Origin of the sequence: Isoptericola variabilis 225 (assembly GCF_000215105.1) — a bacterium.
Taxonomy (GTDB): domain Bacteria; phylum Actinomycetota; class Actinomycetes; order Actinomycetales; family Cellulomonadaceae; genus Isoptericola; species Isoptericola variabilis_A.
Window position 1 is genome coordinate 2,577,793 of the sequence record NC_015588.1, and the last position, 16,187, is coordinate 2,593,979.

The 16,187-nt window shown below is 73.9% G+C and carries 12 protein-coding genes; 9 read left to right on the forward strand and 3 right to left on the reverse strand.

The window, feature by feature from the left end; translation table 11 throughout:
* Positions 1 to 118: 118 nt before the first annotated feature.
* Complete coding sequence (locus tag ISOVA_RS11895; RefSeq protein WP_143762123.1) at positions 119 to 1,759, forward strand: M14 family zinc carboxypeptidase; 1,641 nt, start codon at positions 119 to 121, stop codon at positions 1,757 to 1,759.
* Positions 1,760 to 1,794: 35 nt separating this feature from the next.
* Positions 1,795 to 2,259 carry a hypothetical protein gene (locus ISOVA_RS11900; protein ID WP_013839473.1) on the forward strand — a complete coding sequence of 155 codons (465 nt, stop codon included), beginning with the start codon at positions 1,795 to 1,797 and terminating at the stop codon, positions 2,257 to 2,259.
* Between the two features lie 79 nt (positions 2,260 to 2,338).
* On the opposite strand, the gene ahcY is transcribed toward ISOVA_RS11900, so the two are convergent.
* Positions 2,339 to 3,904, reverse strand: a complete 1,566-nt coding sequence (gene ahcY / locus ISOVA_RS11905) for an adenosylhomocysteinase (protein WP_013839474.1) — start codon at positions 3,902 to 3,904, stop codon at positions 2,339 to 2,341.
* Between the two features lie 210 nt (positions 3,905 to 4,114).
* Here ahcY and ISOVA_RS11910 point away from each other — a divergent pair, with 210 nt between their 5' ends.
* From ISOVA_RS11910 to ISOVA_RS11940, 7 genes are all read left to right on the forward strand, one after another.
* Positions 4,115 to 5,272 (forward strand): acyltransferase family protein, encoded by a 1,158-nt coding sequence (locus ISOVA_RS11910; protein ID WP_013839475.1) that lies wholly within the window; start codon positions 4,115 to 4,117, stop codon positions 5,270 to 5,272.
* A gap of 80 nt (positions 5,273 to 5,352) precedes the next feature.
* Entirely contained in the window at positions 5,353 to 6,636 is a 1,284-nt protein-coding gene (locus ISOVA_RS11915; protein WP_041295428.1) for an MFS transporter, read from the forward strand.
* Between the two features lie 387 nt (positions 6,637 to 7,023).
* Entirely contained in the window at positions 7,024 to 8,091 is a 1,068-nt protein-coding gene (locus tag ISOVA_RS11920; RefSeq protein ID WP_013839477.1) for a quaternary amine ABC transporter ATP-binding protein, read from the forward strand.
* Positions 8,088 to 8,960 (forward strand): ABC transporter permease, encoded by an 873-nt coding sequence (locus tag ISOVA_RS11925; RefSeq protein WP_013839478.1) that lies wholly within the window; start codon positions 8,088 to 8,090, stop codon positions 8,958 to 8,960. Before ISOVA_RS11920 ends, ISOVA_RS11925 begins: the two co-directional genes overlap by 4 nt.
* Before the next feature lie 59 nt (positions 8,961 to 9,019).
* Complete coding sequence (locus ISOVA_RS11930) at positions 9,020 to 9,949, forward strand: glycine betaine ABC transporter substrate-binding protein (protein WP_013839479.1); 930 nt, start codon at positions 9,020 to 9,022, stop codon at positions 9,947 to 9,949.
* Between the two features lie 113 nt (positions 9,950 to 10,062).
* Complete coding sequence (locus ISOVA_RS11935; RefSeq protein WP_013839480.1) at positions 10,063 to 10,740, forward strand: YoaK family protein; 678 nt, start codon at positions 10,063 to 10,065, stop codon at positions 10,738 to 10,740.
* A gap of 115 nt (positions 10,741 to 10,855) precedes the next feature.
* Positions 10,856 to 12,604 (forward strand): gamma-glutamyltransferase family protein, encoded by a 1,749-nt coding sequence (locus ISOVA_RS11940; RefSeq protein ID WP_049788467.1) that lies wholly within the window; start codon positions 10,856 to 10,858, stop codon positions 12,602 to 12,604.
* A 13-nt stretch (positions 12,605 to 12,617) separates the two neighbouring features.
* On the opposite strand, the gene ISOVA_RS11945 is transcribed toward ISOVA_RS11940, so the two are convergent.
* Together ISOVA_RS11945 and cysN are read right to left on the reverse strand one after the other, a co-directional pair.
* Positions 12,618 to 14,780: an acyltransferase family protein gene (locus ISOVA_RS11945; protein WP_013839482.1), complete on the reverse strand. Its 2,163-nt coding sequence runs from the start codon at positions 14,778 to 14,780 to the stop codon at positions 12,618 to 12,620.
* Positions 14,781 to 14,871: 91 nt separating this feature from the next.
* Positions 14,872 to 16,185 carry a sulfate adenylyltransferase subunit CysN gene (gene cysN / locus ISOVA_RS11950; protein WP_013839483.1) on the reverse strand — a complete coding sequence of 438 codons (1,314 nt, stop codon included), beginning with the start codon at positions 16,183 to 16,185 and terminating at the stop codon, positions 14,872 to 14,874.
* Positions 16,186 to 16,187 lie beyond the last annotated feature (2 nt).

A 16,187-nucleotide genomic window follows, 5' to 3' on the forward strand; every position in this document is an offset into this window, starting at 1 on the left:
GCCGGGCGCTCTCGTCCCGAGCGGGAGGTCGAAGGTGCCCCGAGGATCCGCAGCACGAACAGCAAGGCTCCGGCGAGGCGCGACGGCGCTCGTCGCCGTCCCGGTCGTCCTGGGAGTGGTGCTGAGCACCGCCCAGGCCGCCCCGGCCGACGGGGAGCCCCCGGGCCTCGCCGTCGCGACCGTCCACGCCGCCACGCCCGAGGCGCAGCACCGCCTGGCGGCCACGGGGCTCGACGTCATCCACGCCGACGCCGAGCACGCCGAGGTGCTGCTGCACACCCCGCAGGACCGGCTCACGCTGGCGCTGGGCGACTGGGAGTTCGAGCTGGAGTCGGTCGAGGACGACCTGGACCGCATGGAGGCGGCGCGCGCGCACGAGTCCCGCCTCGAGGCCCGGCTGGCGGAGGACCCGTCGGTCGCCTCGACCCTGCCGACCGGCCGCGTGTCGTACCGCGAGATCGACGACGCCGAGGCGGAGATGCGGGCGCTCGCCGCGGAGTTCCCCGAGCAGGTGAGGCTCTTCGAGCTGCCGCACCCGTCGCTGCTCGGCCGGACCGTGCTCGGCCTGGAGGTCGCCGGCGACGTCGCCACCTCGGCCGGCGAGCCGACGTACCTGCTCAGCGGCGTCCACCACGCCCGGGAGTGGCCGACGCTCGAGCTCGTCCTCGAGTTCGTCACCGAGGCCGTGCACGGCTACGGGACCGACGAGCGCTTCACGGCGATCATGGACTCCAGCCGCATGCTCGTGGTGCCGGTCGTCAACCCCGACGGGTACATGATCTCGCGCGAGCGCATCAACGAGATGAAGCGCAAGAACTGCCGCGTCCTGCCGGGCGCCACGCCCACGTGGGAGGAGTGCGCGGCGGCCCAGAACGCGAACGCCGGCGTCGACCCGAACCGCAACTACGGCCCCTTCTGGGGCGGGCCCGGCTCGAGCGTCTCGGGGTCGGCGAGCAACCACCACGGCGCCGCCCCGTACTCGGAGCCCGAGATCGAGAACATGCGCGAGCTCATGAACTCCCACCAGGTGACGGTGGCGATCAACGCCCACACGCCGGACGAGCGGCTGCTGCGGGCGCCGTCGTCGCCGCTCGAGCCGGAGCCCGTCGACGCGGACGCGTACCAGGCGCTGGCCGAGGAGCTGGGCGACGCGCTCGGCGGCTGGCCCGCGGGTCCGTGGACGGAGGTGTACTACGTGGCGAGCGGCACGGCCGAGGAGCACGGCCTGTACGTCAACGGCACGTTCGGCTTCACGCCCGAGCTCATGCCTGGCTTCGACGGCCTGGACCGCTTCCACCCGCCGTACGAGTACGTCGACGACCAGTACTGGGGCACCGGCCGCTACGAGGGGTCCAGCGCCCGGGAGGCGTTCCTCCTCGCGTGGGAGAAGGCCGCCGACCCGGCCCTCCACGGCGTGGTCACCGGCACCGCTCCCCGGGGGATCGAGCTGACGATCAGCAAGGACGTCGAGGTCGAGTCGTCCCCGACGGCCGTCGCCGACGGCGGCACGATCGCCACCGCCCACGAGCTGCGGTCCACGCTGCGCGTCCCCGACGACGGCACGTTCACGTGGCACGTCAACCCGTCGGTGCGCCAGAGCCAGGAGTCGTCCACCCTCCTGGAGGAGACGTGGACGATCTCGTGCACCAACCCGGCCGGGCGGGTGCACCACGAGGTCGAGGTCGTCGTCGGGCGTGGCGAGACGGTCGACGTCGACATGACCGCATGCCCGGGCGGGCCCAAGCTCGGGCGCGGATGAGTCCGACCGGCGTCGCGCGGCGTTAGGGTCGAACGGTGCGACACCACCTCACCCGTACGACCACCTTCGCCACCGCCGCCGCGCTGGCGCTCGCCCTGACGGCGTGCTCGGGCTCCGACGGCCCCTCCGGGGCGCAGAAGTCCCCGGAGGCGTCCAGCCCGCCCGGGACCGCGACCCTGTGCGAGGCGACCGCCCAGTTCGAGGAGCTCAGCTCGCAGCTCCAGGACTTCGACATCATGCAGCTCGACGAGGCGCGCACGAGCCTCGAGGAGCTGACCACCACGCTCGAGAACGTCGACCCGCCGGCCGAGGTGGCCGACTCCGTCGAGACCGTCCGCACCCGGCTCGCCGAGCTCGGCGACGCCGTGGACCGGGCGGTCGAGAATCCCTTGGACGCCGACGCCGTGTCCGAGGCGTCGCAGGCGATCGAGTCCCTGAGCGACCGGACGTTCACCGACGCGAGGGACGAGATCCAGCAGTACACCGAGGCGAACTGCTGACCTCCACCTCCTCGAGAACTTGTCAGGCCCAGGCCCGGGTATACCGGGGCCTGGGCCTGACAACTCTCAGGAGGGTGCGTCAGTACCGGTAGTGGTCCGGCTTGAACGGGCCCTCGACCGGCACGCCGATGTAGGCGGCCTGCTCCGGGCTGAGCTCGGTGAGGCGCACGCCGAGCGCGTCGAGGTGCAGGCGCGCGACCTTCTCGTCGAGCACCTTGGGCAGGCGGTAGACCTGCCGCTCGTACCGGCGCTCGCCCTCGGGCCGCTTCATGTCCTCGAACAGCTCGAGCTGGCCGATGACCTGGTTCGAGAACGAGTTCGACATGACGAACGACGGGTGGCCGGTCGCGTTGCCGAGGTTGAGCAGGCGCCCCTCGGACAGCACGATGATCGACCGCTCGGACCGCTCGACGCCGTCGGGCCCGACGCCGGCCGGGAACGTCCACTCGTGGACCTGCGGCTTGATCTCGGTCTTGACGACGCCCGGCACGGCCGCGAGGCCGGCCATGTCGATCTCGTTGTCGAAGTGGCCGATGTTGCCCACGACGGCCTTGTCCTTCATCGCGACCATGTGCTCGACGCGGATGACGTCCTTGTTGCCGGTCGTGGTGATGAAGAAGTCGGCCTCGCCGAGCACGTCCTCGATCCGCGCGACCTGGAAGCCGTCCATCGCGGCCTGCAGCGCGCAGATCGGGTCGACCTCGGACACGATGACGCGCGCGCCCTGGCCGCGGAACGCCTCGGCGGCGCCCTTGCCGACGTCGCCGTAGCCCGCGACGAAGGCGACCTTGCCGCCGATGAGGATGTCCGTGGCGCGGTTGATGCCGTCGGGCAGCGAGTGGCGGATGCCGTACTTGTTGTCGAACTTCGACTTGGTGACCGAGTCGTTGACGTTGATCGCCGGGAACAGCAGCTCGCCCGACTCGGCGAGGTGGTACAGGCGGTGCACGCCCGTCGTCGTCTCCTCGGTGACGCCGCCGATGCCCTGCGCGATCGTCGTCCAGCGCAGCGGGTCGGCCTCGAGCGCGCGGCGCAGCACCCCGCGCACGACGTTCATCTCGTGCGTGTGGTCCGGCTCGCCCGGCAGCGTGTCCGGGGGCACGACGCCGGCACGCTCGTACTGCAGGCCGAGGTGGACCAGCATGGTCGCGTCGCCGCCGTCGTCGAGGATGAGGTTGGGGCCGCGCGTCTCGGACTCCTCGCCCGGCCACACGAGGATCTGCTCGGTGCAGTCCCAGTACTCCTCGAGCGTCTCGCCCTTCCAGGCGAACACCGGCACGCCGCGGGGGTCCTCGGGCGTCCCGTGCGGGCCGACGACGACGGCGGCCGCGGCCTCGTCCTGCGTGCTGAAGATGTTGCAGCTCGCCCAGCGGACCTGCGCGCCGAGCGCGACGAGCGTCTCGATGAGCACCGCCGTCTGGACCGTCATGTGCAGCGAGCCCGCGATGCGGGCGCCGGCGAGCGGCTGCGCCTCGCCGTACTCCTCGCGCAGCGCCATGAGGCCGGGCATCTCGTGCTCGGCGAGACGGATCTGGTGGCGGCCTGCCTCGGCCAGCGCGAGCGAGCGCACCTTGTAGCGGCCGGGGACCTCGTCGAAGCCCGGGCTCGGCTGGGTCTGCTCGGGCGCCTCCGTGGTGGCGGACATGGTTCTCCTCCGGGGTGTCAGGGTCATGTCGGTGCGCTGGGGGCTCCCGTCTGCGCGCGGCACGCCTCGGCGTGCCCGTCCTCCAGGGTATCGGGCCCGCGGCCCGGCGACAGGGCGTGCGAGCAGACCGCGGTTTCTGTAGCCTCGAACAACGTTCATCGGCGAGCCCGGCTGGCGTCGTTATCAAATCGTGACCTAGGGTCGAGGGTGATGGCAGAGACGACGCCCCTGACCCAGACCCCGCCGGCACGGCCCGCACAGCGCCTCCTGGCGGTGGACGGCCTGCGCTTCCTGGCCGCCGCCGCGGTGATGCTCTACCACTTCACCGCGACGTCGACCGTGACGCGCTACTGGGGCGGCACGCCCGGTGCCGACCTCTTCCCCGTGCTCAACCACGTGACGCGGTACGGCTGGCTCGCGGTCGAGCTGTTCTTCGTCATCAGCGGGTTCTTCATCCTCATGACCGCCCAGGGCAGGTCGCTCGCGCACTTCACGGGCTCGCGCGTGGGGCGCCTCTTCCCCGCCTACTGGGCGTGCATCGTCATCACCGCGCTGCTGCACGCCGTCTGGTCCGGCGGCCGGCAGCTGACGTTCGGCGAGACGCTGCTCAACCTCACGATGGTGCAGGAGCTGTTCGGCGTCCAGAGCTCCCAGGTCGTGTTCTGGACGCTGCTGGCCGAGCTGAAGTTCTACCTGCTCGTCGCGGTCCTCCTTGCCTTCGGGCCAATGACCCGCCTCAAGGTCCTCGGGCTCGCGACCCTCTGGCCGCTCGCGGGGATGCTCGCGCGGGCGGCGGGGCAGTACGAGCTCGGCGAGGTCCTCGTCGCCCGCTACGCCCCGTACTTCGCCGTCGGCATGCTGCTGTTCCTGCTGCGGCGCGACGGCGTGCGCGGCAACGGCGCGGTGCTGGCGGTGCTCGGCGGCAACCTCGCCCTCTGCTGCCACCTGGTGATCGTGGCCACGGGGCACGCCACGACCCTCCAGGGCGTGCCGGTGAACCCCGTCGTGGCGCTCGCGCTCATGCTCCTGTGCGTCGTCGCGGTCTGGGTCGCCTCGAGCCCGCGCGTCGAGGCGCGTGGCCGAGTCACGGTGGCGCTCTGCACCGCGGGCGGCCTGCTCACCTACCCCGTCTACCTCGTGCACAGCGAGTTCGGCTACGCGACGATCGAGGCGCTCGCGTCGCGCGGCGTCGGCCCGTGGGTCACCCTGGCGGCCGCGGTCGCCGTGACCGGGGCGCTCTCCTGGGCGATCTACCGCTTCGTCGAGGAGCGCTGGTCGCGGCGCCTGCGCCACGCCGTCGTGCGCGCGATGACGCCGACCGCCGGCGAGCGGGTCCCGCAGCGCCGGGCCGCCACGAGCAGCGCCTGACGCCGCACGCCGGCACGAGCCGGGGCGCGGACCCGCCGAGCCGTCGCGGCAGCGGGGTCGGGCGCGCGATGATGGGACCGATGCCTGCCGACGCACCCCTGTTCCCGCTGCGCACCGTCGTGCTGGGCGCGTTCGTCCCGACCTTCGTGTTCGACGTCGGGGTCGGCGCGATGCTGCCGGTCGTCGCGCCGACGGCCACGGGGCTCGGCGCGAGCCTCGCGGTGGCGGGCGTCGTCGCGGCGCTGCTCCCCGTGGGCCAGATCCTCACCGACCTGCCCGCCGGCGCGCTCGCCGACCGGTTCGGCGACCGCCGCGCGATGCTCGGCGCGGGCGGAGTCGCGGCGGTCGCGTTCGCCACGGCGGCGTTCGCGCCGCACCTCCTCACGTTCGCCGCGGCGGTGCTCGCGCTCGGCGCCGCGTCGGCGGTCTTCAACCTCGCGCGGCACTCGTACCTCACCGAGATCACGCCGCCGCTGCGCCGTGCCCGCGTGCTGTCGACGCTCGGCGGCGTGCACCGCATCGGGCAGTTCGTGGGGCCGTTCGTCGGCGCGCTGGTCATCCACGGGGGCGACGTCCGCGGCGTCTACCTGCTCGGCGCGGCGGCGGCCGTCGTGGCGACGGCGGTGCTCGTCGTCGTGCGCGAGGATCCCACCGCTCGCCGTCAGCCCGCTGTGGGCATGATCTCTGGCCCGGTTCATCCGGGTCGTCCCGATTCCGGACCCCAGAAAACACACCCACAGCGGCCGACCCTGCGCGGCGTCCTGCGCGAGCACCGCAGGCTGCTCGCGACGCTCGGCACCGCGGTGCTCCTCGTCGCGGCCGTCCGCGGGGCGCGGCAGACCGTCATCCCGCTGTGGGGCGAGCACCTCGGGCTCGACCCGGCCGTGACGTCGCTGATCTTCGGCGTCGCGGGCGGCGTCGACATGCTGCTGTTCTACCCGGCGGGCAAGGTCATGGACCGCATGGGCCGGCTGTGGGTCGGCGTGCCGGCCATGCTCGTCATGGGGATCGCGCTCGCACTTCTGCCCCTGACGCAGTCGGCCGCGAGCCTCGCCGGGGCGGCCGCGCTGCTGGGCCTCGGCAACGGCATGAGCTCGGGGATCCTCATGACCCTGGGCTCCGACGTCTCCCCGGCGCACGGACGCGCGCGGTTCCTCGGGCTGTGGCGCGTGCTGCAGGACTCGGGCACCGCCGCCGGACCGCTCGTGATCTCGGCGGGCGCCGCGCTGGGGTCGCTCGCGCTCGGCGTGTGGGCCGCCGCCGTCCTGGGTCCGGCGGCCGCGGCCGCCCTGGGGCGCTGGGTGCCGCGCTGGACGGTGCACGCGAACCGCACCACGCGCCGTCGGGCCGGACTGCTCACCTGAGCGCGCGCACGCGCGCGGATACCAGGATCGTCACGTCAATTCAACGTCACGCTCTGGTAACGATCTGGAATGTCCCGCGAGCCGCGGGATCTCAACGATCGACCAAGGGTCGGCCGCCCGCATCACCGCCAAAACTCCCGATCCGGGCTGGAAATCCCCACCCGGACGCGGCATGGTGCCCAAGGCCCATTGCGCTCACCCGACCAACGGGCGACGTGCTCGTGACCGTTGCGAGACGACGCCGGCACCCCGCCCGCCCGCCGGGGGCGCACCCGAACGTGACGGAAGGTGGCGATCACTGCCCTCATGCCGGCAGCACACACCGCCCCGACGACCGGCGCGCCCGCACCCGCGGCGCCCGGTCCGTCCGCATCAACCCCCGCACCGGTGCCCGCCCCGGCGGTCTCGGTCCGCGGCGTCTACAAGGTCTTCGGACCACGACCCGCCGAGGCCGTCCGCCGTCTCGAGGCCGGCGCCTCCCGTGACGAGGTCAAGGACCTCGGCACCGCCGCGGTCGTCGACGCGAGCTTCGACGTCGCGCACGGCGAGATCTTCGTCGTCATGGGCCTGTCCGGGTCCGGCAAGTCGACGCTGATCCGCATGCTCAACGGCCTGTGGGCACCCACCGCGGGCCACGTGCTGCTCGGCGACGCCGACCTCGCCGCCGTCGACGCCCGGCGCCTGCGCGCGCTGCGCCGCAGCCGGGTGTCCATGGTCTTCCAGCACTTCGCGCTGCTGCCGCACCGCACCGTGCTCGACAACGCGGCCTACCCCCTGGAGATCCAGGGCGTCGGCAAGGCCGAGCGCCGCGAGCGTGCCCGGACGGCGCTCGACCTCGTCGGCCTGGGCGGCTGGGAGGACTCGCTGCCCTCCGAGCTCTCGGGCGGCATGCGCCAGCGCGTCGGCCTGGCCCGCGCGCTCGCCGCCGACACCGACGTCCTGCTCATGGACGAGGCGTTCAGCGCGCTCGACCCGCTCATCCGCAGCGAGATGCAGGACCAGCTCCTCGAGCTGCAGCGCTCGCTCGGCAAGACGATCGTCTTCATCACCCACGACCTCAACGAGGCCATGCACCTGGGCGACCGCATCGCCATCATGCGCGACGGGCGGATCGAGCAGGTGGGCACGGCCGCCGAGATCCTCGAGCGGCCGGCGAGCGAGTACGTCGCGCAGTTCGTCGCCGACGTCGACCGCTCGCGCGTGCTCACGGCGTCGTCCGCGATGGTCGCGATCGACGAGCTCCCGCAGGCCGAGGCCGACCTGGCCGACGACGCGCCCGCCGTCGACCACGACGCCACGCTGGCCGACGTGCTCGTTCCGCTCGCGGACGCGGACGGCCCGCTGCGCGTCACCGACGGCGACGGCAGCACGGTCGGCGTGCTGAGCGCCGACGACGTCGTCACCGCGATGGCGCACCCGTCGAGCGGCGCGGCCGAGCAGGAGGTGCCCTCGTGAACCCCGACACCCTCGTGCCCCGCATCCCGCTCGGCGACGCCGTCGCCGACGTCGTCGACTGGTTCACGGTCACGTTCCGGGCGTTCTTCCGCCTGGTCAAGGACGCGCTCGTGGGCGTCTACGACCTGCTGGACCTCGCGCTCACGACGCCGCCCGACTGGGTCGTCGCGCTCGTCCTGGCCTCGGTCGCGTACGCGGCGAAGGGCTGGCGGCTCGCCGTCGGCTCGCTCCTCGGGTTCGCGCTGATCCTCGGCACGGACCAGTGGGGCAACGCGATGGACACGCTCGCGCTCGTGCTCGTCGCCTCCCTCATCGCGCTCGCCGTCGCGATCCCGCTCGGCATCTGGGCCGCGCGCGCGGACCGGGTCTCGACGGTCGTGAAGCCCGTCCTGGACTTCATGCAGACCATGCCCGCGTTCGTCTACCTCATCCCGACGGTCGTCATCTTCCTCACCGGCCCCGTGCCGGGGATCGTCGCGACGGTCATCTTCGCGATGGCCCCGGGCGTCCGGTTCACCGAGCTGGGCATCCGGCAGGTCGACTCCGAGGTCGTCGAGGCCGGCCACGCGTTCGGCGCGACCCCCGGCCGCATCCTGCGCCAGATCCAGCTGCCCCTCGCCGCGCCGACCCTCATGGCCGGCGTCAACCAGGTGATCATGCTCTCGCTGTCCATGGTCGTCATCGCCGGCATGGTCGGCGCGGGCGGCCTGGGCAACGAGGTGGTCGCCGCCCTCCAGCGCGTCGACGTGTCGCTCGGCGTCGAGGCCGGCCTGGCCGTGGTGATCCTCGCGATCTACCTCGACCGGGTCACCTCGGGCCTCGCGAACCGCGCTCCCGTGGCCCGTGCCCTCGCGCGGGCCGCCGCCTGACCGTCCCCGGACCCGGGGACCCCCGACCCGGACGGGCACGCCCGTCCACGGAAGGAAACATGACCACCGCACGCTTCACCCGCACGGCCCGCACCCGCACGGCCGCGACGGCCGCAGCCGTCGCGCTCGGCCTGACCCTCACCGCCTGCGCCTCCGAGGAGCCGCAGGGCGCGGGCGGCGACTCCGCCGCCGGCGGCGACGAGACCGAGATCTCGATCGGCATCCCCTCCGGCTGGGACGAGGGCATCGCCGTCTCCCACCTGTGGAAGCGCATCCTCGAGGAGCAGGGCTACACGGTCGAGACCGAGACCGCGGACGTCGGCGTCGTCTACACCGGCCTGGCCGGCGGCGACTTCGACGTGACGTTCGACGTCTGGCTGCCGTACACGCACGCCTCCTACGAGGAGAAGTACGGCTCGCAGGTGACCGACCTCGGCGTCTGGTACGACGACGCGAAGCTCACCATCGCGGTCAACGAGGACTCGCCCGCGCAGTCCCTCGAGGACCTCGCCGCGATGGCGGACGAGTACGGCAACAAGCTCGTCGGCATCGAGGCGGGCGCCGGCCTGACCCAGATCACGCAGGACGAGGTCGTCCCGACGTACGGGCTCGAGGGCATGGAGTACGCGATCTCCTCGACGCCCGCGATGCTCGCCGAGCTCAAGGGCGCGACCGACGCCGGCGAGAACATCGCCGTGACCCTGTGGCGCCCGCACTGGGCCTACGACGAGTTCCCCATCCGCGACCTCGAGGACCCGCAGGGGGCGCTCGGTGACGCCGAGGAGATCCACATCTGGGGCGCCGCGGACTTCGAGGAGCGCTACCCGCAGCTCACCGAGTGGCTCGCCGGCTTCACGCTGACCGACGAGCAGCTCTTCTCGCTCGAGAACACGATGTTCAACGACCCGCAGTACGCGGACGACCCGGAGGCCGCGGTCGACGCGTGGCTCGAGGACAACCAGGACCTCCTGGAGGACCTGGGCATCTGAGCCGACGGCTCCCCGCTCCGCCCGCCGAGGTGCCGACTCCCGGTGAGGCACCGGCTCTCCCCCGGTACCTCGCCGGGGGACCCGGTACCTCGGCGCTTGTGTACCGTGACGTCGTGCTTCGAGCCCTCACCGCGGACCGCGACCGTCTCCACCTGGGCCTCATGCTGGCCCTCACGTTCTCGACCGGGACCGCCGACGCCGTGGGCTACCTCGGCCTCGACCGCGTGTTCACGGGCAACATGACGGGCAACGTCGTGATCCTCGGCATGGCGCTCGCCGGGGCCGACGACCTGCCCGTGACGGGCCCCCTGCTCGCGTTCGGCACGTTCATGGCCGGCGCGGCGCTCGGGGGCGTCGTGCTCCGCCCGGTACGAGTGGGGTGGACGCCGCGCACGACGTCGCTGTTCGTCGTCGTCGGCGCCGTCATGGCCGCGCTCGCCGTCCTCCTCGTGGCGTTCGACGACGACATGCCGCACGCGGTCCAGCTCGTCGTGACGGTCCTGCTCGCGTTCGCGATGGGACTCCAGGCCGCGACGGCGCGCCATCTGGCGGTCAAGGACGTCACGACCGTCGTCGTCACCTCGACCATCACGAGCCTCGCGGCCGACGCGCGCCTCGGGGGCGGCACGGGGGCCCACGCGCCCCGGCGGATCCTCGCGATCGGGCTCATCGGCGCGGGGGCGTGCGTCGGCGCGCTGCTCCTGCAGGCGCACGTCGCGTGGGGCGTCGCGGTGAGCGCCGCCATCACGCTCGCGGTCGCGGCGCTGGGCCACACCACCGAGGCCGAGTAGGGCGACCGACCCCGACCACCGACCGAGACCACCGAGAGGCAACCCCGTGCCCCACCCCGCCTTCACCCCGCCGCCCGGGGCCACGACGCGCCCCGACCTCGCGGGCACGTTCGGCATGGCCGCCACGACGCACTGGCTCGCCACAGCGAGCGCGCAGGCCGTGCTCGAGCGCGGCGGCAACGCGTTCGACGCGGCGGCCGCCGCCGCGTTCGTGCTGCACGTCGTCGAGCCTCACCTCAACGGGCCCGGCGGCGACATGACGGGCGTGCTCGCCACGGCGGACGACCCCGGCCGCCCGCGCGTGCTCGTCGGCCAAGGCCCCGCACCGGCGGGCGCCACGATCGCGCACTACCGCGACACCGAGGGCCTCGACCTCGTCCCGGGCTCCGGGGCGCTCGCCGCCGCCGTCCCCGCCGCGGTCGACGCCTGGCTGCTGCTCCTGCGCGACCACGGCACCTGGCCGCTGCGCGACGTCCTGGGCTTCGCGATCGGGTACGCGCGCGACGGCCACCCCCTCCTCGCGGCCGTGTCGCGGACGGTCGAGCGGGTCGCGGGTCTGTTCGCGGAGCACTGGCCGACGTCGGCCGCGCGGTGGACGCCCGACGGCCGCGTCCCCCGCCCGGGCGAGATCGTGACGAACCCCGAGTACGCCGCCGTCCTCGAGGCGCTCGCCGGCGCGGCCGACGACGCGGCGGCCGCGGGCTCGGGCCGCACCGGGACGATCGACGCCGCCCGTGCCGCCTGGCGCGACGTCGTCGGGCCCGCGGCCGAGGAGCTCGTCGCGACCCCGCACCGCCACTCCGACGGCCGCGACCACGCCGGCGTGCTCACCGCGGCCGACGTCGCGACGTGCACCGCCTCGTACGAGGACGCGACGACCGTCGACTTCCGGGGGTACACGGTCGCCAAGACCGCGGCGTGGGGACAGGGCCCGGTGCTGCTCCAGGCGCTGCGCCTCCTCGACGGGTTCGACGACGCGCGCCTCGACCCCTCGACCGAGCTCGGCGCCCACACGGTGCTCGAGGCGCTCAAGCTCGCGCTCGCCGACCGCGACGTCTGGTACGGCGACGACGACGTGCCGCTCGACCACCTGCTCTCCGAGGCGTACGCCGCCGAGCGCCGGACGCTCGTCACCGAGCGCGCGTCGCACGAGCTGCGCCCCGGCCTCGTGCCGGGACGCCCCGCTCCCCCGCTCCCCCCGGCGCACGCCGAGGTGCCGCCGGCCGCGGACGCCTCGGGCACGGGCGAGCCCACGCTCCAGGCGGGCGGCCGCACGCGCGGCGACACGTGCCACCTCGACGTCGTCGACCGCTGGGGCAACATGATCAGCGCGACACCCTCGGGCGGCTGGCTCCAGTCCTCCCCGACCGTGCCCGGCCTGGGCTTCTGCCTCGGCACACGGCTGCAGATGACGTGGCTCGACGAGTCCTCGCCGTCGCGCCTTCAGCCGGGCCGGCGCCCGCGCACGACGCTCTCGCCGACGCTCGTCCTGCGCGACGGCGCCCCCGTGCTGGCGTGCGGCACGCCCGGCGGCGACCAGCAGGACCAGTGGCAGCTGCCGTTCCTGCTGCGCGTACTCGTGGGCGGGTACACGCCGCAGCAGGCGGTCGACGCTCCGACGCTGCACACGACGTCGGCCGTCGGCTCGTTCTGGCCGCGGACGTGGACGCCGGGCGGCGCGGTCGTCGAGGACCGCCTCGGCGCCGAGGTGCTCGCCGGGCTCGAGTCCCGCGGCCACGTGCTGACCCGCGCGGGCGACTGGGCGCTCGGCCGCCTGTCCGCCGTCACGCGCGACCCGGCGACCGGCGTCCTCGGCGCGGCCGCGAACTCGCGCGGCGCGCAGGGCTACGCGGCCGGGCGCTGAGCGCCCCGAGCGCTCAGCCGGCGCCGGCGAGCGCGGCCCGCGCGCCCGCCGCGACCTCGGGCGCGAGCGTGCGCGCGAAGGTCGCGGTCAGGTGGCCGTGGTCGAAGTAGGCGACGACGCCGCCGACGACGGCGTGGCACCGCCGCGCGTCGCACATGAGGTCCGTGACCTCGACGAGCCGCACGAGCCCGGTGTCGTCGTCCGACGCCGCGGCTGCGAGCGGGTCGGGCTCGAGCGCCGTGCTGCGCGGCGCGCCGCACGCCGCGACGTCGTCCGGGCGGGAGGCCACGCAGTCGGGCACGTCGCCCGGCATGGCCGGGGTGTCGCGCAGCACGAGGACCGGGATGCCGGCGGCCGTGAACGCCTCGAGCGTCTCGGCGTAGGCCTCCTGGGCCGCGGCCGCCTGGTCGCGCTGCGCGACCCCGGCGAGCGACTGGTTCGTCCGGGCCGACATGACGACGAGGTCGTACCCGCCCTCGACGACCGACCGCACGGCCCAGCGGTTGGTCCCCAGGCAGCCCTCGGTCTCCTCGGCGTCGTCGAACGCGAGGGGCCGGTCGACGGGGTAGCACACCGACTGCAGGTACGTCGTGAGCTGCCAGCCGTCCTCGGCGACCACGTCCTCGAGCGCCGGCAGCCAGTGGCCGGCGTGGGAGTTCCCGACGAGCGCCACGCGCGCCGACGGCTGCTCCGACCGGTCGGTGCCGGAGTACGTGCACGTGTGCCGGGTCGTGAAGGGCGCGTTGTTCCAGCACCCGTCGGCATACGGCGCGGGCTTGTCCTCGGCGGCGAACTCGGGCGGCGTGAGCAGGCTGCCCACCGTGCACGACGGGTCGCGCACGGCGCCCGCGCCGGCGCAGGGCCCGGCCGCCGCGAGCCGGTGGGCGACGACGTCGGCGGCCTCGTGCTCCGCGGCCGTCGCGCGGTCGACGACGACGAGCGCGGCCGCCCCGACCACGAGCGTGGCGAGGGCGAGCAGCCCGAACGTCGAGACCTTGCGCCGCGCCAGGCGGCGGTCGCGGCGGACCGGGTCCTCGACGAACCGCTTCGTGAGCGCGGCCAGGACGAGCGTGAGAGCCACGGCCGCGAGCTGCTCGGCCAGGCCCGGCGGCCGCCCGAGGACGAACGGAGCCACCACGACGACCGGCCAGTGCCAGAGGTACACCGAGTACGAGACGTCGCCCAGCCAGCGCACGGCCCGACGTCCCAGGACGGAGCCGGGTCCCGCCGCGACGCCGTCGGCCGCCGCGGCCACGACGAGCGCGGTCCCGACCGTCGGCACGAGCGCGGTCCAGCCGGGGAACGGCGTCCGCGCGTCGAACGTCGCGACCGCGACGCCGACGAGCAGCAGGCCGGTCCACGCGAGCACGGCACGCCCGGCGGGGCCCGGCCGCACGGGTCGCAGGGCGACGATCGCCGCCAGGAGGCCCCCGAGGCCGAGCTCCCAGGCGCGCGTCGTGCTCACGAAGTAGGCGGCCGCCGGGTCGGTCGCGGTGAGGTGCACCGACCACGCGAGCGACGTGGCCACCACGAGCGCGGCGACCACGAGCGCGGCCACGGCGGCGTCGCGGGCGCGCTCGCGGTCGGCGGGCGCCCGGCGCCGCAGCGCGCGCGACCCGCGGACGAGCAGCCAGCCGGCCACGGCGAGCGCGACGGGCCACACGAGGTAGAACTGCTCCTCGACCGAGAGCGACCAGTAGTGCTGCACGGGCGTGTGGAGCTCGTCGGCGGCGAGGTAGTCGGTCGCCGAGCGCGCCAGGGCCCAGTTCTCGACGTAGAGCACGGCGGCGAGCGCCTCCCGCCCGACGTCGGCGCGCACGGTCGCCGGCAGCCAGACCACCGCCGCGACGAGCGTGACGAGCAGGACGAGCGACGCGGCGGGCACGAGCCGCCGCACGCGGCGCGCCCAGAACTCGAGGAGGTCGCCGGCCGTGCGGAGCGGACGCCGCACGAGGTGCGAGGTGATGAGGAACCCGGACAGGACGAAGAAGACGTCGACGCCGACGTACCCGCCGGGAACGGCGGAGGGCCACACGTGGTACGCGAGGACGGCGGCGACCGCGAGCGCCCGGAGCCCCTGGATGTCGGCGCGGGGTGCGGACGGCGCCCGGCCGGGCGGGGAGCCCCCGGGTGTCGCGTCGGCGCGGCGCTCGAGCGCGGCCGCGGGCGCGCTCACGCCGCGGGCACCGGGTCGAGCATGCCTGCCAGGGTATCGGAGCCGCCGCGCCCGGGACGAGCGCGGCGGCTCCGGGCCGATCGGACGCCGCTCAGACGCTGTGCGGCAGACCGCCGACCATGCCGGCGGCGACGGTCTTGTTCGTGGACTCGTCGACGAGGATGAACGCGCCGGTCTGGCGGTTCTGCCGGTACGGGTCGACGAACAGCGGCTGGGTCACGCGCAGCCGGATGCGGCCGATCTCGTTGAGCCGGATCTCCGTGGCGTCCTCGTCGCGGTGCAGCGTGTTGACGTCGACGCGGTAGTTGATCTCCTTGACCATCGCGCGGGCCCAGCGGGTCGTGTGCTTGATGGCGTACTTCTTGCCCTGCACCAGCGGCGCCGACTCGTCCATCCAGCAGACCTGGGCGTCGAGGTCCTGCAGTGCCGCGGGCGTGTTGTTGGGCCGGCAGATCATGTCGCCGCGCGAGATGTCGATCTCGTCGGTGAGGCGCACGGTCACGGACATGGGCGGGAACGCCTCCGCGACCGGACCGTCCGCCGTCTCGATCGACGCGATGGTCGTCTCGAGGCCCGACGGCAGCGCGAGCACCTTGTCGCCCGGCTTCATGACGCCGGACGCGACGGTGCCGGCGTACCCGCGGTAGTCGCGCGCGTCGTGCGACTGGGGGCGGATGACGTACTGGACCGGGAAGCGCACGTCGATGAGGTTGCGGTCCGAGGCGACGTGGAGCCGCTCGAGGTGGCTCAGCAGCGGCGACCCGTCGAACCACGGCATGTTCTCGCTGCGGTTGACGACGTTGTCGCCGACCAGCGCGGAGATGGGGATGAACGTCAGGTCCGGCACCCGCAGGCGGGCGGCGAACTCGGTGAACTCGGCCCGGATGCGCTCGAAGACGTCCTCCGAGTAGTCGACGAGGTCCATCTTGTTGACGCAGACGACGACGTGCGGCACGCCCAGCAGCGTGGCCAGGAACGTGTGCCGCCGGCTCTGCTCGAGCACGCCCTTGCGCGCGTCGACGAGGATGAGTGCGACGTCGGCCGTCGAGGCCCCGGTCACCATGTTGCGGGTGTACTGGATGTGGCCGGGGGTGTCCGCGATGATGAACTTGCGCTTCGGCGTCGCGAAGTAGCGGTAGGCGACGTCGATCGTGATGCCCTGCTCGCGCTCGGCGCGCAGGCCGTCGGTGAGGAGCGCGAGGTCGGTGTAGTCGTTGCCGCGGTCCTTGGAGACCTGCTCGACGGACTCCAGCTGGTCCTCGAAGATCGTCTTGGAGTCGAACAGCAGCCGGCCGATGAGGGTCGACTTGCCGTCGTCGACGGAGCCGGCCGTGGCGAACCGCAGCAGGTCGACGCGACGCTCGGGCGCCGTGCCGAAGGTCGTGGCGTGCGTGGTGGCGGTCATGT

Bases quoted from the DNA above. Each gene is read 5' to 3' on its own strand.
- ahcY (WP_013839474.1), bottom strand. From the start codon at position 3,904: ATGTCCGCCACCACGGAGGCGCCCGAGCAGACCCAGCCGAGCCCGGGC.
- ISOVA_RS11910 (WP_013839475.1), top strand. From the start codon at position 4,115: ATGGCAGAGACGACGCCCCTGACCCAGACCCCGCCGGCACGGCCCGCA.
- ISOVA_RS11915 (WP_041295428.1), top strand. From the start codon at position 5,353: ATGCCTGCCGACGCACCCCTGTTCCCGCTGCGCACCGTCGTGCTGGGC.
- ISOVA_RS11930 (WP_013839479.1), top strand. From the start codon at position 9,020: ATGACCACCGCACGCTTCACCCGCACGGCCCGCACCCGCACGGCCGCG.
- ISOVA_RS11940 (WP_049788467.1), top strand. From the start codon at position 10,856: ATGGCCGCCACGACGCACTGGCTCGCCACAGCGAGCGCGCAGGCCGTG.
- cysN (WP_013839483.1), bottom strand. From the start codon at position 16,185: ATGACCGCCACCACGCACGCCACGACCTTCGGCACGGCGCCCGAGCGT.